Here is a 25022-nt window from a genome sequence, read left to right as displayed (position 1 = left end):
ATTCCAGTTAGGCAACTTCCCCATGACCAGAATTTCACTCCTTTCCGGATTGAATTTATCTACCCCTGGGAGTAGATACCGCAACGGGGAGACCTCGGCCCCGGGAATCCCACCCGGACGGGAGAACTGCGCGAAACAGGCACTTCCGGCCTGCGCCTTCATCAGTGTTGACTATTTCGCGAAAATATCGCCTCCCGCGATCTGTTAGATACGGCCTACCGGTTTGTCCGCACTCCGGCTAAACGGGGTCACCTAGTGCGCCAATCTTATGCGGAAACCTCACAAAAAAAGCCGGGCAGTCAATCTGCTCCGACGGTGTAATGAAAAACTAACCTCCTTGCAGCAGGACGAGAACCATGCTTCCAGCAAACACGCCCCAAACACCACATGCAACTGCATTAACTATTGCATCCTTTTCCGCTTCCCAGGAACATCCACCACCATCTATAACCAACCCGCTGTATTCATCGTCCACTTTGTTGTATTCCACAAGGCTTACAACCTTGATATTTCCCCCATCAAAAAGCAGGTGCACCAGCCACAAAGGAGAACTTACTAATATCAGAAACTTCATTACAGTACTAAGCTTGCTTACTGGGAGCTGTTTTACCAAATGACAGCAATGCTGGCATTCATAGTTTCTTTCGCAGTTACACGTTACATCGCCATTTTCTTCCACGAAATCGGCCACGCTGCGGCTTTCACTCTTGCAGGAATTCCTATCGGGCAAATCATCATTGGAAGGAGCAAGCCAATCTTCTCCGTCAGGCTTGGGAAATCCAGAATCACCTTTTGCATTATTCCCGATGGCGGAAGGTGCACAATATTTAAAGAACCCTATACTCCTTCCCCCAAATGCATTCAGTTGCTGGCCGTTACCGCTTCCGGCCCTGCCATCAATGCTTTGACCTTCCTCCTCACTTTTTTCCTTGCCACTCAACTTGCAGGTGTCGGAAAAGCTGCTCTGCTTGGGTTCTCCTTTGCTAACCTTGACCTGTTGGTAGCCAATATGCTTCCGCTCTCCCCCTTTACGGACATCAGACAAGCCACCATTTCTTTTTACTGCTTTGCTAAAAAACTTCAATACTGCGAATTTGAGCGCATGCTTTATAAACCTACGTACAACTCCAAAAGCAAAATTTTCTTTTGTTTCTTTAAGATCCTCCACGCTCTTTTGACGTTCGTCTTGTTTTGTTGCCTCCTCTACCCCGGAATTGTGCCCTGAAATAAAAACACTTCTTCCTTGCAAATACCAGGGAAGTTCTAAAATATACACTGTTTTTTGAAGCGCCAACCCCGCAGCATAAGTTAACCCTTCACTCACTAAAATAAAGACGATTATAAACGGTATAGCTTCAAAGCTGCTAAGTGCTCTCTCTAAGAAATAAAACCTTAAAAAACCGTAACCGAGAAACCAAATTACAACAAAAATAGATGTACGCAATCCTAAAGCGGAACACAAGTCATGAACGTAAAAATAGTCCCTTCGTGTTTCCAGAATCCGTTTTTTTGCAAACCGAAACCATAATTTATACAAAATCATTTGATACCACCCCAAAAAAGTCAACTACCCCTTCCTGACGGAAGGGGCTTGCGGGCGGGGGCGCACTGTCTGCAAGCTTCCTGACGGGAGGTAGTTGAAGGTATCTCCGTGAGACCGGTTCGGCCCTGCCGGAACGGTCGGGAGTAGTGGGCGCACTGGCACGCCCTGCGGTCAACCTGTTCGTGTGGAGAAAAACCACACCCAAAGGCCGTGAACAGGGGACGTTCAGGCAGGCCGCCTAAGTCTGTTCTGGGCAGCCGCGGAGTATAAAACCAACCACGGGTAAGCCAGGGGTTTTAGGAACCCCACGGCTTTAGCCGTGGGAGGATGTCAGGAGCCTTATTATAAAGGCCGCTTTGTTATAGCGGCCTGCAAAACAAAAATAACTTGAAAGGATTTCCCTTAATCCTCATCAAAAATACGACATACATCACGGTATATATCCGATGAACACATCAAAACGGTAATTAGTGAAGCAACAGCCCTAACTGGTACCGACGGAGGAGGAAGCACTCTCGTTACTTCTTCCAAAGTTTTGCCGCTTAAGAAACTCAATACTTCCCTGACGTGAGCGCTGACAATAAAACAGAAAACCCATGAGCAAATAAGTGCTATCGCAAATGTAATCGCCTTACGTCTTATCACAGGAGAAAAACCGGCCATGAAACGAAAATACCTGGTCATAAAAAGTACACCTCCAAAATTACTCCTAACTTTATCGAGCGTTCTAATCCTGCTTTACAATAAACAGTACGTTACAAATAACATCATACCGGCCACGATTGTAGGCATATTTACAGGAACATTGCTTGCAATGTTCGGCATTATACTTTACCAAACTTCTAACACCTGGAGAAATAGTTTAATATATGTGGTAGGAAATGAACTCTCTAGAGAAAGTTACCTGACCCTTCTAAAAATTTCATTACGCGCAGGAATATTCGAAGAAATATATACCAGAGGAATTCTAATTTCTATCTTTCAGTTATCCAATGAAAACTGTGATATTTATATTGTTATAACGGCTTTTTTAATCAATACCTTTTGGACATTTCTCCATATCTTGAACAAGTATGACAAATCTAAGAGTAAACTAACCTTAATAGCATTCAGAAAATCAATCTGTCATACAGTCATAGTATTTTTAACAGGTATTTCATTTGCCATCATAGCTTTAGGAATGAAATCAATTATTGCTCCTATAACAGCTCATTTTGTGCTTGACCTCCTGTTTGGTACTTACTATAGAAGGTCACGACCTCACCCGTAACTGATTCCAAAACCCCCAGCAAAAGTTATCAACACCTTTAAAAATAAAGGCCGCTTTGTTATAGCGGCCTGAAGGTAATAATTAGAATGTAAAGTGTTATTTAACAGGGGCAGGCCAAGAAAGGAATGGTCGAATGTTTGAAGAAGAAAAAGAAATTTAAAAGCATCGGAAAAAGCGAAGTTGCACTGACACTAACCTTGAAATTGTTAGATAAAAGAAAACATTCAAGAGCTTCAAGGCAGATTAACAGCCAAAGATGCAGCAAAAACAGTAGCTGAAATGTACTCTGTCATTTTCAATATCGTCTCAAGTAAAATTTAAACAGACATTTTTTTAGCCTGCAACACTTTCAACGCCAGGTCACCAACAGCGTTAATTTCGTCGGCAAGGCTTTCACCATTCATATAACTTTCCATTTTCGTTTTGAGATACTTAATCGATTCATCAAGTAAGTCATCTAACTTTCCAGTTATTTCTTCACGCAATTTTTTGTAACCATCAACATCCATTCGTAAAAACCTCCTTAAAAAATTTTACGGCCTGCCCTCCTAAAAAATAAAGGCCGCAACCAATGCGGCCCTAAAGCCCAAATGTCCACCGGCACTCGTAATCTGCATAGCTGTTCCCGAAAGAATCCCAAAATTCTTTCAATTCTTCCGTGAAAAATTCACTGACCCTATCCTTCCAGTTCCAGCCCGTGCCGGCCGGGAACGGGTTGTACGGGTCTACCCGGCGAACTACAAAATCGTCATAAGGCGAACCTTTTATCGTTACCGTAGCCTGCTTGCAGTCTACTAAATTGTCCCCTTCACTCCCACCCCAGGCCACTACCACAAACGAGTAAGGACCGTCCGGAGTGGGAAAAGGAGTGTAGTGCTTGTGCCCGCCTTCAAATTCGCCGGGTTCCAGGACGTAATACTCGTCAACGTATTTTATGTCCTCTCCGCGGTCGGCCGTTTTTACGTCCGAAGGCTCGATTACCACCCTGGGCAGCCTCCAGGTGTTGCTGTGCGACCCCCTGGGCTTGTCGGGAATTAACCTGACGCCGGTATAACCGCCTACCGTGTAAGACGTATCACCTTTATAGTCTATTCCCACAAAACCTTCCGGGAAGAAAGCCACTACTTCGGTAACACCGCCCTCGGGGTCTTCCGGGCAGTCTTTATCTTCTCCCGCTTCGCAGTCGCCGCCGCAGGCGCTGTCCTCACTGCAGTCATCACATTCGTAGTTAGTCTCCACAGTAAAAGTAAAGCCCATCCCGGCTTTCACCGTATCTGGCGTCAGGTCGTGTATTGAAAGACTTATCCTTTCATTGTGAATATCAGTATCACAGGAGCAGCAGCAGTCACAATCACCTTCATCATCACAATTACAAGACCAGCTCCAGCAGTCCCCGTCTATGCAATATGGGTCACTGGGATCTATCCAGCCCGGCAGGCATGAAATGGACGTTGCCTGTTCCCTGACCCGGAGACTCGAAATGCAGACATTATTTGCGTATGTTATTTCACCGGGATTTATGTCGCGGTTGATAACTACCCTGAGCTCTCCGTCCCAATTTTTATTGGGCGCCGTCCACTGGTGGTTTAAGGTCACTTCTTCGCCCGGAGCAAGTATGACTTCGTATTGGGCTTCTACCTTACCGTCGATAATAAACTCTACAGTTTCAGTAACTGTCTTGACGCTTTCCCTGGTAGACCCGGCCACGGCGGTCAGGGTTACCGTTTCCCCGGCCTTAAACTGGCCGCCCTGGCAGTTGGTAACGTAAAGGTCAAGGTCGTTGGTAAAGTATATATTTCTTGTTATGATATTATCGGCAGGATAAATTTCTTCAGCTATTGGTTTGGTTTTGTTTGGGTTGACGAAAAACTTGACGGTATGCTTTGATTCAGTACCGGTAAAACTGAACCCTTCCAGTTTAACTTTGCCGCCGGCAGGCACCAGGATGTTAGTTCTGGTACCCTGCAGTTCACCGTCTACCCACCAGGACAGGTCAGTTACCAGGTCCCTGTTGAATCCCTGTGAGTTGTCGTTAATAACATCCACTGATAGGTTTACCGTGCCGCCTTCTTCGGGTTTAAGAGGCGATAACTGCATATTTTCTATCTTTAAATTCGGTAGGATTACGTCTAAAGGTATTTCCAGTACGTTATCTTCCCAATTCATTTCGTTCTGCGGCATGTTCCTGTCAGGGTTAATGTTAACAATGACCTTCGTTGCGCCTATCGGTACGGTAGTATTGATTTCTAATATTTGATAATTATTAGGGCTCTCCGGCTCGAAGTGTAGGTTTTCTATAAACCCTCTCCAGTTATCGTCAATGTCGAATTTCCACGCCGCATAGGTATCCTGCGGCTCTTTTTCGCCCAGGGATATTACCTGGTATTCTGCCTCAATGTTTAATGTTATTTCATCAGTCTCTGGCATTATCGGTCCTTCCAGGCTTATTACCGCGCTGGACGGGTCATCAGGGTCCGGCGCTTTAAGAAGCAAGTTTTTAAGCTGGCCCGTAGAGTAGGCGAACAGCCACCCGTCGTTCAGTTTAAGAGAATAGTTAGCGCCAAAGAGCAATAAGCCCTTTGACATGCTTCCGGACGCCAGGGTTAATTCCGTTGCAACGCCTGTGGTCTGCCGCCACCAGTCAGGGTCTTTTTGCGAAACCCGCCCGAGATCAAGCACGGGCTGTAACTCGCCGTCGGGGTCGTCAGGGTTCGGCGCAAAGGGCAGGGACTCACCCCCTGCGGAGCTGTTGAAGGCATAGAGCTTTGCCCCGGTGTCACCCACCAGCACGCCACCGATGGACTGCCACACCAGCGGCGCGGTGTTGCCGTCATTTTCCAACTCCCGGCTCCAGGGGCAGTGAAACCAGTCGCTTTTATCAACGGCAACCAGTTCTCCATTGCCGGAATATGACCTGCGGATGGTGAAATATACGTAACTGCTTCCCACCGCAGGCGAGTTGTTTATTCGGATTACTGAATTGTAATATTTCGTATTTACAAGATAACCCCCGGTACTTATAGACGCCTGAAAGAATTTTCCGTTTTTAGTCGAAAAATAAAACGTATCGTTACTATCTCCTAAATCTTTTGCAAAAGAAGCCGGGACGGAACCTGCCTTGATGGGTTTCGGCCAGACAGGATCGAAGTCTTGGTGTACTCCGTCGTTAATATAGAATGCTTTAACAACTCCCTGGCCGCCATCATCGGCAATTATAAATCCGTTTCCAGAGTTTAGTTTAATCGGCGATGAAGTTACACGGCCACCGAGATAATATTTTTTTGATGTAGGATTACCATTTTGTAGGCCACGTATTATACGAACATACCCGTCAGAAGTTCCCACAACCACTTCACCACTGTCAAACACCAGCGGAGCAGTTACCACTTCCGGTGCCAGTACACCGGTCTGTCCTAATAACTGCCCGGTTTCCGCGTTAACTGCTGCCACCCGACCGCCTCCGGTGCCTAAATAGATAATGCCGTTGTGGTAGACCGGGTGAGATTTGCTGACCTTACCCTCGTTTACCCCAGCATACTGCCAGATTATCAGTTGGTTCGCTTCTTCGGTCTGGTTGATAATGTCGTCCCACGTCACTTCCAGGCCCTCCGGCGCGTTTCCGTTCAGGCACCAAAGGGAATCACCGGCCAGCACGTATATTTTGTCGCCCACAATCAACGGCTGGCTCGAGCTCCTGCCCAGCTGTACCGACCACTTCGGCATTACGGGCGGGCTCAACGGGTCGGTTGACCGGTGCTGCCTCTTGTCGTCCCCGCCGAAGTCCGTCCAGTCTGCTGCGTAAACAACTCCTGCATTCATAAACATTAGGACCGCCAGTAATGCAATTAATACGTTAATAAACAGATAAAAATTTGGTGAAGTAGATAAGAATATTTTTTTGATCACAAACTTGATCCCTCCTTTGTTAGACGTCTTAAAAATAAAAAAGCTTTGCCCGGGCAGGCAAAGCAATTCTAATAATACTTGTATCTTTTCCAAATCAGCACTCCAAGTGCTGCCAGTATCAATACTACTGTTCCTGATATCACAGGCTTTTCTTTAATAAATTTCACCAATTGCAAACCCCCCGTCTCAGCGGGGGGTTGTTCCTTTTTTGAGGAAAAATAATGTGAAGCCGGCTCTACAGGGTAAACTTTTTCTCCACGCTTGGCTTTTTCGAGAATTTCTAATAGTATCTGCTTCGATCTCTCTCCTAATATCCGGCTTTCCCTGGTTGCCTGAATAGCTTTTTCCAGGCCGCCGTCCGGGTCGTCTATGATTACGGTTTCTTTTCTCTTATAAAAAGGTGCAATGCCTTTACTGGGTGCTCCGTTAGGCAGTACGTCCATCCAATATACATTGCACCCGAGGGCTTCAGAGACAAACCTCAGCGGGACAACCGTCCTGCCATTTATAAGCTGTATCGGGGCATCCAGGTACACTTCTTTGCCGTTTACCAGGGCCTTGTTTTCGCCGGAACGCATGTCTATCCGGGTATCACCTTTAACGATCCAGGCGTGGACAGTCTTACCTTCCATCTCGTAATCCACTTCTGCGCCCAGCTTTTCAGCAACAAATCTTATCGGTATCATGGTGCGACCAGTCTTGTTGCTAACAAATGGTTTAAGGTCGGGAAAGTCCACAAAGGCATCAGGAAGTTTGTACCAGATTTCAGGCTCATAGTTGGAGTTCATCTGGTACCTGCCCCAGACGTTGACGCACACATCCACGGTGTAGCCGTACTTCTCAGCAAATTCTTTTAATTTCTGCATTTCCTTTTGGTTCTGCTTGTCGGAGTATTCATAGTATTCTTCCCAGGTCATACCTAGTTCTTCTTTTTCTCTAAGCATATCGGCCATGTATCCATCCTTGGTATCATCACCCACAAATTCTTCATGCCAGCCCGGAGAAGTGTAGTTTGGGTCGTGCTTAATTACTTTAAATGCCCAGGCGGGCACAGCCGAAACTGTTATCATAACTGCCAGAAAGAGTAGACCGATTAATCTGAACCTAAACATTTGAAAGTATCACCCTTTCCTTATTTTTACTTAATATTTTAATATATTTTTGCAAACAATTTCCAACCCACCGGCGCGTTTCCGTTCAAGTACCAGAGAGAATCACCAGCTGACACACAGATTTTGTCGCCCACAATCAACGGCTGGCTTGAACTCCTGCCCAGCTGTACCGACCATTTCGGCACTACGGGCGGGCTCAACGGATCGGTTGACCGGTGCTGCCTTTTGTCGTTCCCGCCGAAGTCCGTCCAGTCGGCCGCGTAAACAACTCCTGCATTCATAAACATTAAGACCGCCAGTAATGCAATTAATACGTTAATGAACAGGTAGAAATTTGGTGAAGTAGATAAGAATATTTTCTTGACCATAAATTTATCCCCCCTTTGTTAGATGCCTTATAATCAAAACAAAAAGCTTTGCCCGGGCAGGCAAAGCAGTTCTAATAATACTGGCATTACGGATTTGTAGCTTCGGCAGCTCGTACCCTGGCTTCTTGGGAAGCTCAGGCGGCTGAACAAACCAGGCGCTCCGGGGAAAAGTGCCTGGCTCTCTTTGAAACAGACACAGTCGTTCTTAGGATAATGGTAGCCAGGGCAAACAAGCAACTTACTATACCGATGCCGGCGGCTCAGCTCCCGAAAATCCTCCCCACCGCTACTTCTTTCATACCAGCCAACATCCCAACCAATTCATCTAAAAACTGGCGGCGGAGACTCCTTCCGTAAGGGAGGGGAGGAGCCGCCTTTCCCTCCTTTCTATAAGAAATCGTACAATAATTGGATAGTGAAAGGAGTTCGCTGAACTACTTTTGCTTTTTTCTGTTTAAGTAATATTCTTGCTTTTGCAGGATGACAAGGCATTAACATGTACAACGTACCGCTTGCGCGAAACGGAAGAATACCAGAGATTCTTAATAACACTTAGAAACACCACATTTCCTCCCAAAAAGGCCTCGTTTTTTCCGGCCTGTACTATACAGCATTACGCGACATTCTACAGCCTGCCCCTAATGTAGCAAAATCCATGCAAACATAAGAACTAATAAATATCCCAGACACTCAAAAGAAGGAATGGTTAACTATCCCTGGTGGCTTCCAGTATTTTTTCGGCTACCTGCCGGGCGTATTCGTAGCTTAAACATTTCTAAGTTTTTGCAAAAAGAAAACCTTCCCACTCGGCCCTTCCATATCTTTTCCAGGTACTTCCAACCTAACTTCAGATACGGACTCGCTTAACACAACCCAACGCAGAACCTTAACAGAAGCATCACTTTCAACTTCCAAAATTATCTCCCTGGGTTCTGTGAAAGTATATACGCGACACTTTCCCCTTATCTCTTCTCCAGAGGTAAGACAAACCACGACAGTGGGACACAACTTCTCATCTCTTAACCTCATCATTTCAACATCAAGAGCGGATCTGGGTTCGATAGAAAAAGGCTTTTTAAAAAACTTACCGTCCCTCCGAGCGGACAGCCAGCGGTGAAAACACCCGATTACCCAACTTACCACAGAAACCGTAATAAGGGAAGCCAGCGCGTCCGGCCCGTAAGGCCTGCCCAGAACAGTCTTCAAGCTCTCCCTGGCCATTTCGATGTAGCCTACCAGCACTCCGACCCAGTCCACTACTTTAAACAAAATGCCAAAAACAAACAAAAAGATTCCGTGAGCCACAATGCTGCCAATAAAAGAATACACCATAATTTCCCAGAGCTTTATCCCCCTTAACCCCCGCCTGGCTACCAAGAAAAGTAGCCCGGGAAGAAACAGCGTACCGAAGCCAGTCTGAACCAGACGAAAAACTTCCATCACACGTCATCCTCCTCAAAATTGACGAAATCCAGATACCCCCCGTTTCTCTCTTTAAAGGATAGTTTCCTGCAAAATACAGACTTTGAACTTGGGTAAGAAAACAGTTTTCCTTGTAAATTTTTCCCGAGAACGAAAAGTTTCCTCAGTATGAATCTCAATACAGCAAAAAATACAGTAAAAATACCCATCTCTCTCGTTAAACAGAAGTACCAAACCAGTGCACCCAGCGACAGTGAATAACAAATGTCTTCATAAGAAATGCCCCCTGTCACTGCAGACATGTACAGATAAAAAATTAAAGCTAAAATTCCCGTGCCAGTGGCATCGCTTAAAATCATAATTTCGTCACGATCTAATTTCACGAAAAATCACTCCCCTTTTCTGCAAACCTGAACCATAATTTGTACAACACGAACAATCTTAACCCCCTTTAAAAAAACAAATAACCTGGGCCTGACGATTTTACGCCCAGGTATCTTTTTGGATACAGTTATACTTTCCAAGGTATTGCGATCCAAACCATGTTGATATCATAAAACCCATCAACCTTAACCAGTATGGCATATTTCTCAAAATTATGTTCCCAACTATAATCCAGAAAACAATGGACAGCAAAACCGGCAACTTGTCAATATAATAAATTACACTATCAGATATTAATTCCAGCTCATCAATTATCAGCAAAACGTCCTCGCCTAAATATAAGAATTCTGTTAAATCATCGAAAAACATCATAAGAACAGCTCCCAGATTTCAATTTCGCAGTAATCTTCTCCGGCAGTGGCTTTAATTACTATTTCCTTATTTCTGTTGTTCTGAAATTTATAATCCAGATTTGGCCATGCTACAGCCGCGTCCTGGCCGTCCAGTGCGTATTCCACCGGAAGGCTGTGGTGATGGTGTTCAATTATCTTAAGCCCGGCAAGTCTTACCGCTTTATGCAGCGCCGTGGCCGTCCTGCACACCCCGCCGCCTATATCCGGGACAGGTTCTACCCCGTTTTCCGTCCGCATTATGGAAGTACCCTCGACGTAACCCCTGGCCTCTGTTCTCGGGCCTACAACTGAATTAAAGGAAAAAATTTCGCCCGGTTCTATTTTGGTACCGTTTATCGCTTCTGCCGCTATGGAAGCGTTTACAGCTCCTTTATCGCTTTTATAGCTTATTTTTGCCCTGGAGAGAATTACTGCAGCCTGTACGGTTACCGTTTCGAGAGCGTCCTGCATCAGTATTTCCGTTTGATCAGCTGAAGCCCGCTGGATAACCTTTGATTTGCTGTCGTAAAAATATAAAAAACATGCTACAAACATTACCTGCATGCTTAATCCAATTACTGTAATCCTGCGAAGCATTTTGTTTTACCCCTTACAATAATCCGCCAGAATGCCCCTGATTTCAATCAGGGGATGAATGGCGGCTTAACTTTCTCCTCCAGTTTTGTTATAATTTAAGCAAACCGGAGGAGATGCTGAATGCAGACGGTGACTCTCAAAATAAAGCTCCTGCCTCCCAACAAAGGCAAGCTGGAGAAAATGGCCCGCATGGTGGAGACCTACCGCCAGGCGTGCTCCTGGTTTCTGGGACAGGCCGAAACATTAAACACCACCAACCGGGCACACCTGAACCGTGAAACCTACCGGCAAGCATGCGGGTTGTTCGACCTCAACCGGGGCACGCTCCAGTGCGCCATGCTTAAAGCGCTGTCCGCCAGGCGCTCCTATCTTTCCCGCATACACAGGGGCAAAAAGGCCAGCCTGCCCAAATTTGAGAGGATAGTTCCGGTAATGGTGCGGCAGGACTGCTACTCCCTCCACCAGCTTCTCTCCGGGACATGGATTGTTAAGTTTCCCGTATCCTCCGGCAGAAGCCAGATAGCCGTACCCCTTGCCGCTTCCGCATACCACACCAGGAGGCTCCATGACCTGGCAGGAGGTTCCTGCCGCCAGGGGTCCATGGAGATATGGCGGAAAAGAGGCGAGTGGTATGTGGCAATATCCCTCGTCTACGAAACACATCTTAACGAGCCAGGCGGCGTAATCGGGGTTGACTTCGGTATCGTCAAACTGGCCGTCCTGTCCAATAACGTGTTTTTTGACGGTCGCCGGGTAAGGTGGCGTAAGGAACGATGGGCAGAACGGCGGAAAGCACTCCAGCAGGCGGGCAGGCTCTCCCGCGTCAAAAAGGAGGCAGGCCACGAACGTAGATGGATGCAGTATATCAACCACCGCATATCGAAGCGCATTGTTGAAATTGCCAAAGCCGAAGGCAAAGCCATCGCACTTGAAAACCTCCTTGGCATCCGTGAGCGAGCCAAGGGCTCAAAGAAATTCAACCGGATGATGTCCGGCTGGAACTTCCGGGAGCTGGCCTCGTTCATCGAATACAAAGCCGCGCTTGCTGGTGTACCCGTTATCTATGTTGACCCCAAGGAAACTTCCAAAACCTGTCCGAAGTGCGGAAATGCTTCCCGCTATAACCGTAAAACACAGGGCTGGTTCCAATGCACCAAATGCGGCTACCAGTCCGATGCGGACAGGGTTGGAGCTTTGAACATCGCCGCCAGAGCGCTCGATGCTCCCGGGGCATGACCCTGGGAGAAAGGGGAGTGTGGCACCCCTTAAGGCCAAGGTGATGATCCGGGTTGTCCGGGGAATGCTGGCTGACCTGTCCAGCATTCAATTTATTGAGTGCCGGGCCGTCCCGCGCCGGGATGCTCCCCAATTCATTGGGGAGAGGATGTCACCCCTTACCTAGAGGTTTTAATCACACCTTTTTCACCCGTATCCGGTTGTTAATTCCCTAACAGCATTTTCAGCCGGTTCAGGTTCCGTATTTTTTACCGCCTGGGGCTCGGGCGGCTGGACCAGATCATATCTGGTTCGTGGATAAGTAAACTGGTATTCTTTCGGACTGAAGTACCACGGCCAGGCATACCATACGCAGGCCATCAGCAGTGCAGTCACAACGGCGGCCGGCAATTTCCAAAGAGAAGTTGCCGCTAACAACGTAAAGCCTGCCGCTGCCAGGCAGTAAGGGCAGAAAGGTAGATTTTGCACCTGGGAATATCCGGTTAACAATACGTGTACCCCGACGGCAGCCCAGAGGATTGCAGGAGTCTTCGGGTGATTTTTTATTATCCCTGCTATACAAACAACGTAACACGCTATTCCTGCCCAGGAAAGGTACCCCCCGGCTTTAAATGCCATAGCAGCCGCTCCGGCCAGGGACAGAACTGCTAGAAGTTTCTGCCTGCTGGTTATTTTTTTACCGGACATAGACCTGGCTCACTCCCGTCTTTTTAACGCCGATGGGAACGTTTAAATTTACGCCAATCAGCCGGAAAGCTTTTAAGGTGTAATACCCTGATACCGTGCACTCAATGGTCATACCCAATCCGGTTAGGCCCGATGAGTAGGTTATGCTCCAGTCGTTTATTCCCGGTGTTGTTTTGGACAAAAAAGTTTTAGCGTTATCGGCCATTTTTTGGGTTATCTCTCCCCGAATCGTTCCCTGTTCCACCAGGTCGTTTGCAACCTGGTAAGCCCTGAAGTAATTGCCGCCCAGCATCATCAGGTCGGGACCCAGTACCATGAAAAACAGTAAAAATAATGAAATCAAAAGCGTTTCCGTTGTTACCGAACCCCTTTGATTAATTTCTAAGCACTCCTTTCTTTATTCACTGAGGCATTTTCATATTGAGGAACATCACTGCCAGAGGAATAAGAGGGATCGCTATGCTTATTATGAAAAGCAGAAAGTTGTAACCCTTAACCCGGGCCGGTAATTCCTTAATAAGGCGCCGCAGGTTGGATATCCGCATCTCCCTCATAAAAAAGGACTGCTGCGCGTATATTTCTTTGGCTTTGGTGTCAGTAGTGCTGGCCTGAATCATTGCTGCCACAAAATTACTGAGTTCAGGTATTTGCATTCTTTCAGCAAAATTCTTCATAGCTTTGATTTCATCTGCCGTGGCCTCCATTTCCACGGCCATCTCTTTAACTTCACGCCCAAGAACCCCGCCGGTATACGACGTGACCTGTTTAATAGCCTGGTAAGGCGTATATCCCGCTTCAGTTAAAAGCAATAAAGTATCAATAAAATCGGGAAGTTCGCTCTTAATTGCTTTTTTCTTGTCGTTTATCTTGTTTTTAACTGCCTTATTGGGTTGGAGAAACATGATAACTCCAGCTATTGGAGCTAACAACAAAAAAACGCTTTTTTGCGTTACTCCATAGGCCGTCAACATTGTAAGAGCGCCGCCCAGACCGAGTATAACCTGGGCTGCCAGAAATTCTTCGGGCGTGCTGTCGATGTCAGCCATTTTCAGTTGTTCCTTTATCGTTTGTTTCCTGGATTCTCCCACAAAAGCTCCGGCAACTATTAACACAGGCTTTAATATCCTTTTAAGACCGGTTTCTCCTTTCCTGGAAACACCCATTATGTACTTAAACGCAGGATAGTCCCGGTCTTGCTTCCTTTCAAAAACTACAGACAGCGCCCACCAGACCGTGACGAATATTATTACTGTTGACGCTAACGACAATCGTATCACGCCTCCCTTCTACAAAAAAGAAAGGCCCATAAAATATGGGCCTTTCTTAGCGGACGTAGACTCCCCTCCTTGCAGGTGCCGACTCCCTGCCGGTTTCATCCACGGCCGTCACCCTGTAATAGTACCTTGTACGAGCTTCCACACCGGTGTCCGTATAGGTATCAGCAACATCTGTTGCAATAACTGTCATGTTATCAAGGCTCGGACCGCGTTCTATCTTGAAGGTCACGTTCTCCGTCTCGCAAGTTATCGTTAATTTGACCTGGCCGTTGTCTACCTCATAGCTGAATTGTGGTGTCGCAGGACCGGTTGTTATCTGGATTTCCTGCGGAGTTGATAAGGCTGTCCGGCCTTTCGAGTATACTTTGTACGTGTAGCCCGTCGCGTATTCCAGATACTTGTCCGTGTAGGTAGTGCCGCTTACATAACGCTGGTAATTAAGTTCTCCGTTAAGGTACCGCTCAACTTTGTAATATTTTACTCCATCTACAGTGTCCCAGGTCAGGATTACTGTGTTCCCTTTTACGTCAGCTCGTAAGTTAGTTACTGTACCCGGCGGGACTCCGGTGGTAATTACCCTGACATACCAGCTGTCCTCGCTGTTGTTGGCCCTGACTTTGTAGTAATATGTGGTCTCCGGCTGTAACCCCGTGTCGGTAAATTCCGTGCCGGTTACAGGGCCAAGTTGGACGAATTCCCTCCTGTCAACCGTCCTCGTTACAGTGTAGCTTTCTGCACCCTCAACGGCATCCCAGATTAAGGTTGCGCTGGTGTCGGTTACATTCGTTACTTTGAAGTTGGCGGGTGCCGGCTTGGGCTTGCTTTCGGTCGTTACCGTGATTTCCTGCGGGCTGGAAAGTGTTCCGCCATTCCTGGCGTAAACTTTGTAAGTGTACTCTGTGTTATATTCCAGGTACTTATCGACAAACGAAGTGTTTCTGGTCCAGCGGCTCATTTCAAGCTCGCCGTTACGGTAACGCTCAACTTTGTAGTATCTTGCCCCGTCAACTTCATTCCAGGTCAGGGTTACTTTATTGCCTACTATATCAGCCTGGAGGTTGGCTGTCGGATCAGGTGGTGTGCTTGTGGTGGTTGCCCTTATATATTTGCTTTCCCCGCTGTTGTCGGCCTTCACTTTGTAGTAGTACGTCGTCCGCGGTTCCAGCCCTGTATCGGTGAATTCAGTTCCGGTCACGTTGCTGAACTTGGTCTGGTTCTGCAAGTCGTTGGATGTCCTGATTACTGTATAGCTTACTGCACCTTTAACGGCGTCCCAGGCCAGAGAAACTGTAGTGTCAGTTACTCCCGTTACCCGGAAGTTTTCAGGGGCCGGCTTGGGTTCGGCTTCGGTCGTTACCGTAATTTCCTGCGGTTCGGAAAGTGCCCCGTCTTTTCTGGCGTAAACTTTGTAAGTATATTCCGTCTCGTACTCCAGGTACTTATCTTCGAATGCGTTCCCTCTGACCCACCGTTCTTTGTCGAGTTCTCCGTTAAGGAAACGCTTTACCTTGTAGTACGTGACGCCTTCAACTTCGTCCCAGGTTAAAGTTACCCGGTTACCCGTTACTTCAGCCTGCAGGTTTGTCACACCCTCCGGCGGTGCAGCAGCGGTGGTAACTTTTACGTACCGGCTTTCTTTGCTGTTATCGGCCTTCACTTTGTAGTAATAAGTGGTCTGAGGCTCCAATCCTGTATCGGTAAATTCGGTCTCTGTTGCAGGGCTCAGTTCGGTGAAGTTGTTCATGTCAACCGTTCTCTTTACCGTGTAATTTGCCGCGCCGTCAACAGCGTCCCAGGCTAATGTCACGCTGGTGTCAGTTACTTTAATTACCCTGAAGTTGGCAGGTGCCGGCTTGAGTTTTTCGCCGGTCGTTACTGTAATCTCCGCCGGGTCGGATAAGCCGTACCCGTAGGCATAAACCTTGTAAGTGTAAGTTGTGCTGTATTCAAGGTAGCTGTCGGTGAAGCTGTTCTTTAAAGCCCATGTCTTTCTTTCGTATTCCCCGCCTTTATACCTTTCAACCAGGTACCTCCGCGCGTTGGCGCTTTCGTTCCAGATTAGAGTTACCTTAGTGCCGTTTACCTCTGCCTGAAGATTGGTCACCGCCTCGGGCGGTGCCGGTGAAGTCGTTACAGTCCTTACCTGGCTGGGCTTGTTCAGCGGGTTACCTGCCGCTTTAACCCGGAAGCCGTAAGTGGTCTCCGGTGTCAAACCTTCGATTATTACGCTGTTGTTGCTGGTGGTTGCTACTTCCTCAAAACTGCCAACGCCCGTCATTTTCTCTACGATATACGATACCGCGCCGTCCACCGGTGTCACCGGTGTCCAGGTTAAAGTTACGGTATTGTGAGTTGCATCTGCCGTTACGTACCTCGGCGCGTCAAGCGGCGGATCTCCAACCGGCACTACTTCGTCCGACGGGTCGGACTCTATGTGGTTATATACGGCAATTACCCTGTAGGTGTGCTGGTCCCTTGTCTGGTGAATGTATTCGTTTCCAGTTACGTCATGGGCAACGTAGGTAAAGTAATCTCCCGACCCCTTCATCTGGATCTTGTACGTAAACCGGTCGTCAGCGGTATCCCAGGTTATCCTTACTCCGTTTTCTGTCCACTCGGCCTGTACTCCGGTGGGCTTGTCAGGCTTGCCGTAACCCGTGATCACCGACTTTATGGCCGACGGGTCGCTGTAATCAGTGCCGGCTTTTGACTTAACCCTGTATTCGTATTCAGTTTCTCTTTCCGTGGTATCGTCTATTATAGTTACGTATCCGTAGGCGTCAGGGTCGGTGTTCTCCACATACTTAACTTCGGTGAAAATCCCACCCGGTACGCGGCGCTCTACGGAGTAACCGTCAACGTCGGGCAGGTGTTTAATTTTGAGCTCTGCATCTTTGCCAATAGCTTTAACGCTTACCAGTGTGGGAACCGGAATGGCTTCGATTGTTACAAAAACCGGCTCGGAGGCATCTGATTCGTAACTGTTGCTGTCATAGGCTGTTACCCGATAGTAGTATGTCATGCCGGGCTGCGGTACTGTCTCCACGTATTCGACTTTGCCATTTTCGAGTACCGGGTCGGTTATTTCACTTACAACTGTCCAGTTGTTCCCGTCGGTGCTGCGCTGAATTTTATAACCCGCTGCATAGTCAACCGGGTTAAATTTGAGAGTTACTTCTTTATCTACTGCGGTTATCTCTAAGCCGGTAGGTGCAGGAAGATTTTCAATAGTAACAGATACTACCTCGGACGGGTCTGAAGTTGTATTGTCGTTGTAAGCTTTAACCCTATAGTAATACGTGGCGTCCCATGAAGGAACCGTTTCGGTATATTCAACCTTGCCATTTTCGTTAGTTGCAGTGCCTATATCGACTACCTTGGTGAAATTAATGCCGTCGGTACTGCGTTCTATCTTATAACCATTGGCACCGTTGACAGGGTCAAACTGCAGGATTATGTTTCTGTTGCTTGCTATTGCTTCTAACCCGGTTGGAGCAGATATAGGCATTGGGAATATTACCTGTACGGGCGTATATCTATTGGCAGTGGTACCGTCACCCAGCTGGCCGTAATTATTCAGACCCCATGCCCAGACTGTACCGTCAGACTTTAGTGCAAGTGAGTGTTGTTCACTACTCGCAGCTATCGCTATGACACCGGATAAATTCTGTACCTGGACAGGCGTGTACCGGTTAGTTCTAGTACCGTCACCAAGCTGGCCGCTACCGTTATAACCCCACGCCCAGACTGTACCGTCAGACTTCAGCGCGAGAGAACAACAACTACCTGCAGCTATTGCCACAACATCAGATAAATTTTGTACCTGTACGGGTGTATATTTACTAGTAGTAGTACCGTCACCCAGCTGGCCGTAATAATTCCAACCCCATGCCCAGACTGTACCGTCAGACTTTAGTGCAAGTGAGTGTTCACTACTTATAGCTATCGCTATGACACCGGATAAATTCTGTACCTGGACAGGTGTGTGCCTGTCGGTAGTAGTACCGTCACCCAGCCGACCGTCACTATTATCACCCCACGCCCAAACCGTGCCGTCGGACTTTAGTGCAAGTGAACAATAAATACCTGCAGCTATTGCTACGACGTCAGACAGGTTCTGTACCTGTACGGGTGTGTGCCTGTCAGTAGTAGTACCGTCACCAAGCTGGCCGCAATAATTATCACCCCACGCCCACACTGTGCCGTCAGACTTCAATGCAAGTGAGTGCCAACCATCTGCAGCTATTGCCACAACATCAGATAAATTTTGTACCTGTACGGGTGTGAGCCTGTCGGTAGTAGTACCGTCACCAAGCTGGCCGCTACCGTTATAACCCCACGCCCATACTGTGCCGTCAGACTTCAATGCAAGTGAGTGCCAACCACCTGCAGCTATTGCCACAACATCAGATAAATTTTGTACCTGTACGGGTGTATATTTACTAATAGTAGTACCGTCACCCAGCTGGCCGCTACCGTTATGCCCCCACGCCCAAACCGTGCCGCCATTTTTTAACGCGAGAGAGTGTTCACAACCTGACACTATCATTAAAAACGGAGATGTATTAGCGTATACCGGCACTACCGGCATTACCCCGATTAACAGGGCTACCACAACTAAAACCGCCAGTACCTTGTTAAAAGATTTCTTCATAAAACTTTCGCGGCGGCCGGGAAATGCGCGGCGGCCTTTCCCGACCGCCGCCTCCCTCCCTTGTATTAATATTAGGAACCGGTCCAGTCGGAATTGGTCTCAAAGTCAGTGGTGGTGGTAGAAGTCTCAAAGTTCATGAAAACAGTATCCGCGTAAGTCTTAAGTTTGGGCAAAGCTATAGCGCCCAAACCAATACCGCCTAAAATCCCTACCGCGGTAATCAGAGACTTCTCGGACAATACAGAACTGCGCTCGTCCTTCAGCCACTTCTTCACGTCTTCAATAAACTTCGGCATTCAAAATTCCCCCTTTTTAAATCTGCCGTTGAGCCGCTGCCTTCTGCAAACTTCCCTCCCTTCCCGGCAAAATTCGGCCCGCAAAAATGCAAAAGTCCGCACCGGTAAGCCTTCAGACTCCCGATGCGGACTTTCCGCTGTCGGACGTTATTTACTTGTTACCGGTACGGGACCGGCTATTAGTAATCATAGCATACTTTCCTTTAATTGTAAAGTAAAATTTTCCCGAAAAGCAAAAATATTCGCTGTCTTTACTTTATATGTTACTATTACCTGGTACCCGCTTTCGACAGGAACAACGTTATAACTGCAAAAAGGCCAGAAAGAGGCCATGTTTTCCGCTGTAACCACTGCTTCCAAAAATGTCCCTTTTACGATTCTCTGGATCGTCAGCATTAAGTCGTGGGGCCTGCCGTGCATGTAGTTTACTTTTAAATCGTTTATCTCTATGTTGTTAGATTTGATAAAACGAACCAATTCTATCACTTCCATATTATCACCCCCAGGGACAGCAAAGCAGATGCGGCCAGCAGCGGGGCGCCGGGGAAACGCACCCCTTTATCCCGCAGCACGGGATAAATTACCGCAAGCAAATTCGGTATGCCGAGCTGCTTGTTTACTCCCAGCAGAAATATCCCAACTACTGCATAACCCAAAAGCATAACGGCTGCATACAATGCGACCGGGACTCCCAACAGGGCGGTATAGCCGCCGCATATAGAGAACATGCGGGTGTCGCCGGGCATCCAGACGCCGAGCTTTTCCAAGATAAGACCTGTAACCAGGCACCACAGAAGTGCAGTAATTACTGGTTTGATGTTTTCCGGGCACGACAAAACAATCAAAACAATCAGGGCTATTAGGTTTACTTTGTTGCTCGTCCTCTGTTCTTTTATGTCAGTGTACGAGTGAATGGCCAGGTATGCTAAAAAAGGAAACATTACAAGCAGCATTTTAACACCAGCCTTTCTATTGTCACGCGTCAGCGCACCTGGTCTTTTGCCGGACGGTTTTCCCAGACCGCTATGCACGTTGTCCAGTGTTCGGGCGGTTGCTTCGACCGGGCACGGCCCGTGGCGGCCACCTGGGCCATCCACCACCCCAGCTTGCCCAGTTTCGCTCCGGGGTCAATGTTGTAACCCGTGTATATTGCCCTGAAGCCGGCTTCCTCGAACGCCCTCACCCACCATTTCATCATGTTCGGGTGGGTTGTCCCGACAATATAAATCCTTTCGCCCCAGCGCCCTGACCTGCAAAACTCCGCTATTTTACGGTAATCATCAAAATAGGACTGCCGCATTTCGGCAGTCCTTTGTTTAAAATCAGGGCGTTTTTTGATACCTGTTAAATATTTAATTACATCAAGGTAGCTTGCCTGCAGGTGGTTTTCAAAGACTTTTCCCGGCGGTAAGCCCACAATTTTTAAATTGGAAGGCAGGAGCAAGTATTCCTTTAATCCCAACGAGCGAGAAAGACGCCAGCCTTTTTTAAACCACAGCCACTGCGCAATACTTGCAGTAAACGCCGAAGTTAAAAGTATTAAACCAATTAGTAAATAAATGCCGCCTGCCCACAGTAAAACTATTCCTGTCGTGGCACATATTATTTTGGGTGTTTCAAGTTTATGAAAAAACGGCAGGCTCGGGCAGCCTATTTTTATCATCAGCAACCCTCCTAAAATCAACGGTTACGGCCCAACAGTTTCATTATCCAGGGTTCTTTTGAAGCTGAATTCGCGTCAATTAAACCGCCTCTTAATTCAATATTCTCATTCTCTTTTCTGAACCTGAACTTTCTCTTAATTTTGAAGTTCGGCCAGATAATATCGGCCAATTTTTCCAACTCCTTAAGAAAAGGTCCCCTTGAAGGTAAGGGATTACCTTTCGCTTCTCCTTTAAGCACTGCGGGATTGTCGGGCAGTGCAGCCAAAAGTTCCAGCCCCAACACACGGCAGGCCGCAGACGGAGGAAAGGCTGACGCTTTATTTACCCGGTTGGCGACTATCCCGAATTTGGTTAAATCCCTTATGCGGTGTTCACGAAACCAGTTTTGTGCCAGTTTTAGAGATGAAGCTGACATCTGAGTTACCATCAAAACTCTTGTTGCCCAGCCAAAGCAGGTCATCACGGGTAAAGGTATATCCGAAAGACAGCCCAGGTCCAGTATTACAACGTCGAAATACCGGCTCAAATTTCTTATAACTTTTTCCACGTCGTTCTCGTTAACCTTTTCTTTCATACCCATCGGAGAGAGAAGCAACTGGACATCCGACGAGTGGTGCGGCGCCAGCATGTTGTACACGGTTCCTTCCCCCAGGTTCACGTCCGGGGTTGCGAGAAAGTCCGGGAGCCCCTTGGTGCTCTCTGTTTGCAGGACCATCCCCAGAGACGGCGCGCGCAGGTCGAAATCCACTACTACAACTTTTAAACGTTCCCTGGCGTAAACTATACCCAGGCAAGCAGCGACGGTAGTTTTCCCGGTCCCCCCTTTGCTGCCGGTAACGGCTATAATTTCTCTCTTTCCTGCAACACCGAAATTCAGCCCGTAGTTTACAGTTTTTGGAACGGCCCATTCCGGCGTGTCCGGTACCCGGATATCGTAAATTTTATTGGGCAGGCTTTTATCGTATGTGTCTTCCCGGTGAGATTTTTTTACATCAGGCTCAACCATCTGGCTTAATACTTTCACCACTTCCTGGGGGGATGTAACCCTGGATATTTGACCGAATTGCCGTATCTTTTCCAGGTCACTGCTTTCAATTACCGCCAGTGTTGGTATCCCCCTTTTTTTGGCCGCGCGTAGAACTTCTTCGTCTGATGATATTACTAATTTCGGTGTATTTTCAGAATCCAGGTGCCCTGTTTGAACGTCATAGCCCGCCTGTTTTATTTTATTAACTGTCTGTTCAGGAATTTGGTGAGCTAATATCATTTTCACCACCCTCATCAATTAACCACGGGTTTTTCTTCATCATACAAAATGGCATTCTGCTGCCTTACTAAATTAGCGATTTTTATAAAAGATTGTTTTATGTGCGGGTGATCCAGTACCGCCGGGCGTCCCGTCAGTATTTGGAGCAGGTTTTCGGTATAAGGTACAACCACATCCGGGATTATTCCCAGTAATTTTTCGTAGGACCCGGGTAAGGATATGGCCTTGTTCAGCACTCTTATACACGGGCACTGTATGGTTTTGTCCAGTTCCTTCACCGGGTTAATGTAATAAAGTTCCGGGCTGTAGACGATTACTGCCCTGTCAAATTTAAGCCTTTTATTTCCGGCGTCAATAATTACGTAATCTTTATACTCTGCTTCATCTAAAGAGCTGTAAACAGTTACCTTTGGTGGAAAAAAGTACGTTTTGCAGTCACCCTTAAAATCTACTAAAGCGACTTCCTGGCCGAGTTCAGCTAAAACTGTGGCCAGGTTTACAGCCGTAAACGTCACTCCGCAGGACCTCGGCGACAGTATACCAATGATCTTTGAGGGTCTTTTCGAATGGATATTGACTATCTTGTTATTCTGTTTTGTGCTCTGTTTTAATAATCCTTTTACAGTTGTTAAAATCCGGTGTTTACTTTTTTCTTCCTGTTCGTCTTCTGGTATTACCACTTTATCTGAATCATTTTTATATTTCCGTTCGGCATCCTTGGTAGCCATTTCAATCATGGCGTCGGCCACCGGGCGGAATACTTTCTCCGCATACTCACTGCTGAGTGCAGAGTCAACTATCTCCCGCCTCAGCTCCTCCAGCGTGCCGGGCCGGTCCAGCCGCTCAACTATCTTGCCCGGCTCCAGGGGGTCGAACACATAGCAATACACCCCCAGCGGGATGAGTTTCTCAAGCCACTCCCGGGTATCCGGCATGTCGAGAGCGCCCGGGAGAAAAACCACACGTATCCCTTTTTGCCGCAAGGGATAAACAACCTCACTGGCAAGGTCTTCATCGCCCTGGAGAGCGGGGCCAAGCACCACCACGTCCGGGGAGTATTCCTCAACGGCAGGAATGACCGCCCGACGGTGGTAACATCTCCAGCACTGGTCTCCGCGTGAGGTCAGAACATTTTCCAGCTGCTTTTCCAGTGATGAAAAGCCGGTTACCAGGAGAACCCGCAAAATTACACCTCCTCAAATCCTATGGCCGCACTACCAGCACCGGATCGATCCAGCAGTTCCCTGCCAGGTCCTTCACGCCGAAATGCAGGTGCGGCCCGGTAGACTTCCCGGTGCTGCCTACCGCTCCTATCCGCTGTCCCGGCTGTACCATCCGGCCGGCAGTTACGTATATTTCGCTCAGGTGGGCATACTGGTAAAGGTGCTGGCCGTCACGGACCGTCATGCACATGCCGTAACCTCCATTCCACCCGGCAAAAGTAACCACACCGGAGGAAACTGACACCACCGGCGCTCCTACCGGGGCCGGAATGTCGATACCTGTATGAAACTTCGTCACTTTATCTATGGGGTGGTAGCGCCATCCGAAAGGAGAGGACATATACGCATACCCCGGCACCGGCCAGTAGGCTTTACGTTCCAGGAATCCCTCGGCCAGCTGCCATATCTTACCCGCATATTCCTCCCGGCACCGCTCCAGGGCGTCGCTCCCCCGGAATCCGCCGTAGAATGCCAGCCCTGCAAGGGTTTCCTCCTTCCAATCCCCCTCCCAGTCCACGTCACCGAGGTAACTCTTGAGCAGATACGCCCCGACCATGATTTGCGCCCCAGGGTTTTCCTTGTCCGCCACCGGGTCAAACCCCAGCAGGGGCGCGTAGTGCTCCCAGTTGGAGGGGGAAACCTGCATCAGGCCGTAGCAGCGCGTGGACGGGTTTTCCGCCCGGGGGTTGTAGGAGCTCTCCACGAACGACACCGCAGCCAGGAACCACCAGGGTATGCCGTACTTTTTTTCGGCCTCCTTGAAAAGCGGCACCAGCTCCGGAGGGATCATGGCCGCTGAAGAGATAAAACTAAATGCCCCGGTGTACCTCTGCATCAACCATTCCAGCCACTCCTTCTGCTCGTTGAACCCCTGCCCGGCCTCCCAGATGGCTGTCCGGGTCAGGGCCAGTTCCTTCTCACCCAATTTGTATTCGTTTTTGGCCCAGTCCTCAAGCCGCTGCCATTTATTGGGCTGGATTTGCTGGATTGAGGCCAGTTCCTCGTAGGTCACGGAGCCGCCCTCGAAGTGATCCGTCTTCCAGCGGTAGCGGTACTGGTAGTGCCCCTGGATCGTGTAAGCCTCGACCAGCAAGTAGACAATGCTTTCTTCACACCCATCCTCGCCGCAGGTTATGACTGCCGACTTCTTGTAGTAAAAATACGGGTGTAAGTCCTTAGTGACTTTTTCCATATCAGCACCCGTTATCCGGGGGAGGTTCAGCGAGTAGGCCCTGTAGAGGGCCGCCGCGTGTACCTGGCCCCATTTCAGCCGGAGCTTGAAGTCGTTGCGGTACCGGTCCGCCATTGTGCCGATATTGCTTGTCCCCTTTCCGGGGTAAAACGGATGCGCACTGTCAGGCTCGCCAACCGCGCGCTCCGGCCTGGAGACTTCTTCGGAAACCAGCCAGGTGTCGGCTGCATTCCACGTATCACATAACTGTTCGTATGCGGCTCTGGCTTTTTTATCCTCCGGGCCGTGATGCAGCCCCACCAGGGTCCCCTTGACAGGAAAGGCGGAGTACACGGCGGCTATCAGCCAGAGCAGAAAGGAAAACAGCAGTAATACTATAATAATTACCGGCAGATAAGGGGCAATCAGCTTCAGCAGCGCCCTGCCCAGAAATCGGCCGCCGCGTTTGGCAATCTCGAATAGCAACCGCTCCGCGCTACGTTCGGATTCGTTACCTGCGCCCAAAAAAAAACACCCCCCGACGAAAAAAACC

General features: G+C 48.2%; 26 protein-coding genes. 4 read left to right on the top strand and 22 right to left on the bottom strand.

Translation table 11 applies throughout. The annotated features are described in order from the left end of the window. Positions 1-328: 328 nt before the first annotated feature. Positions 329-613, bottom strand: a complete 285-nt coding sequence (locus tag ACX4JR_RS04015; protein ID WP_476059764.1) for a hypothetical protein — start codon at positions 611-613, stop codon at positions 329-331. Between ACX4JR_RS04015 and ACX4JR_RS04010 the strand changes: the two genes are divergently transcribed. Further along, positions 614-1225, top strand: coding sequence for a site-2 protease family protein (locus ACX4JR_RS04010; RefSeq protein WP_476059763.1), 612 nt, complete (start codon positions 614-616; stop codon positions 1223-1225). Positions 1226-1945: 720 nt separating this feature from the next. Here the strand turns inward: ACX4JR_RS04010 and ACX4JR_RS04005 are convergent. Beyond that, positions 1946-2227, bottom strand: coding sequence for a hypothetical protein (locus ACX4JR_RS04005; RefSeq protein WP_476059762.1), 282 nt, complete (start codon positions 2225-2227; stop codon positions 1946-1948). Here ACX4JR_RS04005 and ACX4JR_RS04000 point away from each other — a divergent pair. Further along, positions 2205-2813: a CPBP family intramembrane glutamic endopeptidase gene (locus ACX4JR_RS04000; protein ID WP_476059761.1), complete on the top strand. Its 609-nt coding sequence runs from the start codon at positions 2205-2207 to the stop codon at positions 2811-2813. The two genes, ACX4JR_RS04005 and ACX4JR_RS04000, sit on opposite strands and share 23 nt — an antisense overlap. Positions 2814-3130: 317 nt before the next feature. Here ACX4JR_RS04000 and ACX4JR_RS03995 read toward each other — a convergent pair whose 3' ends face one another. From ACX4JR_RS03995 to ACX4JR_RS03955, 9 genes are all read right to left on the bottom strand, one after another. Beyond that, positions 3131-3322 carry a hypothetical protein gene (locus ACX4JR_RS03995; protein WP_476059760.1) on the bottom strand — a complete coding sequence of 64 codons (192 nt, stop codon included), beginning with the start codon at positions 3320-3322 and terminating at the stop codon, positions 3131-3133. Positions 3323-3392: 70 nt separating this feature from the next. Next, positions 3393-6719 carry an outer membrane protein assembly factor BamB family protein gene (locus ACX4JR_RS03990; protein ID WP_476059759.1) on the bottom strand — a complete coding sequence of 1109 codons (3327 nt, stop codon included), beginning with the start codon at positions 6717-6719 and terminating at the stop codon, positions 3393-3395. A 68-nt stretch (positions 6720-6787) separates the two neighbouring features. Then, positions 6788-7831, bottom strand: a complete 1044-nt coding sequence (locus ACX4JR_RS03985) for a copper amine oxidase N-terminal domain-containing protein (protein ID WP_476059758.1) — start codon at positions 7829-7831, stop codon at positions 6788-6790. Positions 7832-7869: 38 nt separating this feature from the next. After that, positions 7870-8199 (bottom strand): hypothetical protein, encoded by a 330-nt coding sequence (locus ACX4JR_RS03980; protein ID WP_476059757.1) that lies wholly within the window; start codon positions 8197-8199, stop codon positions 7870-7872. Between the two features lie 387 nt (positions 8200-8586). Next, on the bottom strand, positions 8587-8691 hold the full coding sequence (locus ACX4JR_RS03975; RefSeq protein WP_476060465.1) for an RRXRR domain-containing protein: 105 nt from the start codon (positions 8689-8691) through the stop codon (positions 8587-8589). A 273-nt stretch (positions 8692-8964) separates the two neighbouring features. Then, entirely contained in the window at positions 8965-9639 is a 675-nt protein-coding gene (locus ACX4JR_RS03970) for a hypothetical protein (protein ID WP_476059756.1), read from the bottom strand. Then, positions 9639-10004: a hypothetical protein gene (locus ACX4JR_RS03965; RefSeq protein ID WP_476059755.1), complete on the bottom strand. Its 366-nt coding sequence runs from the start codon at positions 10002-10004 to the stop codon at positions 9639-9641. Before ACX4JR_RS03965 ends, ACX4JR_RS03970 begins: the two co-directional genes overlap by 1 nt. Before the next feature lie 100 nt (positions 10005-10104). Beyond that, positions 10105-10377 carry a hypothetical protein gene (locus ACX4JR_RS03960; protein WP_476059754.1) on the bottom strand — a complete coding sequence of 91 codons (273 nt, stop codon included), beginning with the start codon at positions 10375-10377 and terminating at the stop codon, positions 10105-10107. Beyond that, positions 10374-10994 carry a VanW family protein gene (locus tag ACX4JR_RS03955; protein WP_476059753.1) on the bottom strand — a complete coding sequence of 207 codons (621 nt, stop codon included), beginning with the start codon at positions 10992-10994 and terminating at the stop codon, positions 10374-10376. The genes ACX4JR_RS03960 and ACX4JR_RS03955 overlap by 4 nt, the downstream gene beginning before the upstream one ends. Positions 10995-11114: 120 nt before the next feature. Here ACX4JR_RS03955 and ACX4JR_RS03950 point away from each other — a divergent pair, with 120 nt between their 5' ends. Then, positions 11115-12230 carry an RNA-guided endonuclease InsQ/TnpB family protein gene (locus ACX4JR_RS03950; RefSeq protein ID WP_476059752.1) on the top strand — a complete coding sequence of 372 codons (1116 nt, stop codon included), beginning with the start codon at positions 11115-11117 and terminating at the stop codon, positions 12228-12230. Between the two features lie 19 nt (positions 12231-12249). Next, the gene (locus tag ACX4JR_RS03945) at positions 12250-12396 is read left to right on the top strand and encodes a hypothetical protein (RefSeq protein WP_476059751.1); all 147 of its coding nucleotides are present in this window, start codon (positions 12250-12252) and stop codon (positions 12394-12396) included. 20 nt (positions 12397-12416) lie between these two features. Here ACX4JR_RS03945 and ACX4JR_RS03940 read toward each other — a convergent pair whose 3' ends face one another. From ACX4JR_RS03940 to ACX4JR_RS03890, 11 genes are all read right to left on the bottom strand, one after another. Further along, positions 12417-12917: a hypothetical protein gene (locus tag ACX4JR_RS03940; RefSeq protein WP_476059750.1), complete on the bottom strand. Its 501-nt coding sequence runs from the start codon at positions 12915-12917 to the stop codon at positions 12417-12419. Then, a complete protein-coding gene (locus ACX4JR_RS03935) occupies positions 12907-13233 on the bottom strand; it encodes a hypothetical protein (protein WP_476059749.1) in 327 nt (108 codons plus the stop codon). Before ACX4JR_RS03935 ends, ACX4JR_RS03940 begins: the two co-directional genes overlap by 11 nt. A gap of 85 nt (positions 13234-13318) precedes the next feature. Further along, positions 13319-14185, bottom strand: a complete 867-nt coding sequence (locus ACX4JR_RS03930; RefSeq protein ID WP_476059748.1) for a type II secretion system F family protein — start codon at positions 14183-14185, stop codon at positions 13319-13321. A 55-nt stretch (positions 14186-14240) separates the two neighbouring features. Next, the gene (locus ACX4JR_RS03925) at positions 14241-18848 is read right to left on the bottom strand and encodes an RCC1 domain-containing protein (RefSeq protein WP_476059747.1); all 4608 of its coding nucleotides are present in this window, start codon (positions 18846-18848) and stop codon (positions 14241-14243) included. 71 nt (positions 18849-18919) lie between these two features. After that, the gene (locus tag ACX4JR_RS03920; protein ID WP_476059746.1) at positions 18920-19144 is read right to left on the bottom strand and encodes a hypothetical protein; all 225 of its coding nucleotides are present in this window, start codon (positions 19142-19144) and stop codon (positions 18920-18922) included. A gap of 186 nt (positions 19145-19330) precedes the next feature. Beyond that, complete coding sequence (locus tag ACX4JR_RS03915; protein WP_476059745.1) at positions 19331-19636, bottom strand: hypothetical protein; 306 nt, start codon at positions 19634-19636, stop codon at positions 19331-19333. Next, positions 19627-20085, bottom strand: a complete 459-nt coding sequence (locus tag ACX4JR_RS03910; protein ID WP_476059744.1) for a hypothetical protein — start codon at positions 20083-20085, stop codon at positions 19627-19629. Before ACX4JR_RS03910 ends, ACX4JR_RS03915 begins: the two co-directional genes overlap by 10 nt. A gap of 41 nt (positions 20086-20126) precedes the next feature. Continuing rightward, entirely contained in the window at positions 20127-20807 is a 681-nt protein-coding gene (locus tag ACX4JR_RS03905; protein WP_476059743.1) for a hypothetical protein, read from the bottom strand. 17 nt (positions 20808-20824) lie between these two features. Beyond that, complete coding sequence (locus ACX4JR_RS03900; protein WP_476059742.1) at positions 20825-22075, bottom strand: CpaE/TadZ family protein; 1251 nt, start codon at positions 22073-22075, stop codon at positions 20825-20827. 14 nt (positions 22076-22089) lie between these two features. After that, positions 22090-23259 (bottom strand): CpaE/TadZ family protein, encoded by a 1170-nt coding sequence (locus tag ACX4JR_RS03895; protein WP_476059741.1) that lies wholly within the window; start codon positions 23257-23259, stop codon positions 22090-22092. Positions 23260-23278: 19 nt separating this feature from the next. Further along, positions 23279-24994: a peptidoglycan DD-metalloendopeptidase family protein gene (locus tag ACX4JR_RS03890; RefSeq protein ID WP_476059740.1), complete on the bottom strand. Its 1716-nt coding sequence runs from the start codon at positions 24992-24994 to the stop codon at positions 23279-23281. Positions 24995-25022 lie beyond the last annotated feature (28 nt).

This window comes from Desulfofundulus sp. JL263-se (genome assembly GCF_056316025.1).
This window is presented reverse-complemented; position numbering and strand designations above follow the sequence as displayed.

Excerpts from the sequence above, each read along its gene's own strand:
- ACX4JR_RS03985 (WP_476059758.1), bottom strand. The coding sequence starts at position 7,831 with ATGTTTAGGTTCAGATTAATCGGTCTACTCTTTCTGGCAGTTATGATA.
- ACX4JR_RS03920 (WP_476059746.1), bottom strand. The coding sequence starts at position 19,144 with ATGCCGAAGTTTATTGAAGACGTGAAGAAGTGGCTGAAGGACGAGCGC.
- ACX4JR_RS04010 (WP_476059763.1), top strand. The coding sequence starts at position 614 with ATGACAGCAATGCTGGCATTCATAGTTTCTTTCGCAGTTACACGTTAC.
- ACX4JR_RS03980 (WP_476059757.1), bottom strand. The coding sequence starts at position 8,199 with ATGGTCAAGAAAATATTCTTATCTACTTCACCAAATTTCTACCTGTTC.
- ACX4JR_RS03955 (WP_476059753.1), bottom strand. The coding sequence starts at position 10,994 with ATGCTTCGCAGGATTACAGTAATTGGATTAAGCATGCAGGTAATGTTT.
- ACX4JR_RS03915 (WP_476059745.1), bottom strand. The coding sequence starts at position 19,636 with ATGGAAGTGATAGAATTGGTTCGTTTTATCAAATCTAACAACATAGAG.
- ACX4JR_RS03925 (WP_476059747.1), bottom strand. The coding sequence starts at position 18,848 with ATGAAGAAATCTTTTAACAAGGTACTGGCGGTTTTAGTTGTGGTAGCC.
- ACX4JR_RS03905 (WP_476059743.1), bottom strand. The coding sequence starts at position 20,807 with ATGATAAAAATAGGCTGCCCGAGCCTGCCGTTTTTTCATAAACTTGAA.
- ACX4JR_RS04000 (WP_476059761.1), top strand. The coding sequence starts at position 2,205 with ATGAAACGAAAATACCTGGTCATAAAAAGTACACCTCCAAAATTACTC.
- ACX4JR_RS03900 (WP_476059742.1), bottom strand. The coding sequence starts at position 22,075 with ATGATATTAGCTCACCAAATTCCTGAACAGACAGTTAATAAAATAAAA.
- ACX4JR_RS03970 (WP_476059756.1), bottom strand. The coding sequence starts at position 9,639 with ATGGAAGTTTTTCGTCTGGTTCAGACTGGCTTCGGTACGCTGTTTCTT.
- ACX4JR_RS03975 (WP_476060465.1), bottom strand. The coding sequence starts at position 8,691 with ATGCCTTGTCATCCTGCAAAAGCAAGAATATTACTTAAACAGAAAAAA.
- ACX4JR_RS03940 (WP_476059750.1), bottom strand. The coding sequence starts at position 12,917 with ATGTCCGGTAAAAAAATAACCAGCAGGCAGAAACTTCTAGCAGTTCTG.
- ACX4JR_RS03935 (WP_476059749.1), bottom strand. The coding sequence starts at position 13,233 with ATGGTACTGGGTCCCGACCTGATGATGCTGGGCGGCAATTACTTCAGG.
- ACX4JR_RS04005 (WP_476059762.1), bottom strand. The coding sequence starts at position 2,227 with ATGACCAGGTATTTTCGTTTCATGGCCGGTTTTTCTCCTGTGATAAGA.
- ACX4JR_RS03910 (WP_476059744.1), bottom strand. The coding sequence starts at position 20,085 with ATGTTTCCTTTTTTAGCATACCTGGCCATTCACTCGTACACTGACATA.
- ACX4JR_RS03960 (WP_476059754.1), bottom strand. The coding sequence starts at position 10,377 with ATGATGTTTTTCGATGATTTAACAGAATTCTTATATTTAGGCGAGGAC.
- ACX4JR_RS03995 (WP_476059760.1), bottom strand. The coding sequence starts at position 3,322 with ATGGATGTTGATGGTTACAAAAAATTGCGTGAAGAAATAACTGGAAAG.
- ACX4JR_RS03950 (WP_476059752.1), top strand. The coding sequence starts at position 11,115 with ATGCAGACGGTGACTCTCAAAATAAAGCTCCTGCCTCCCAACAAAGGC.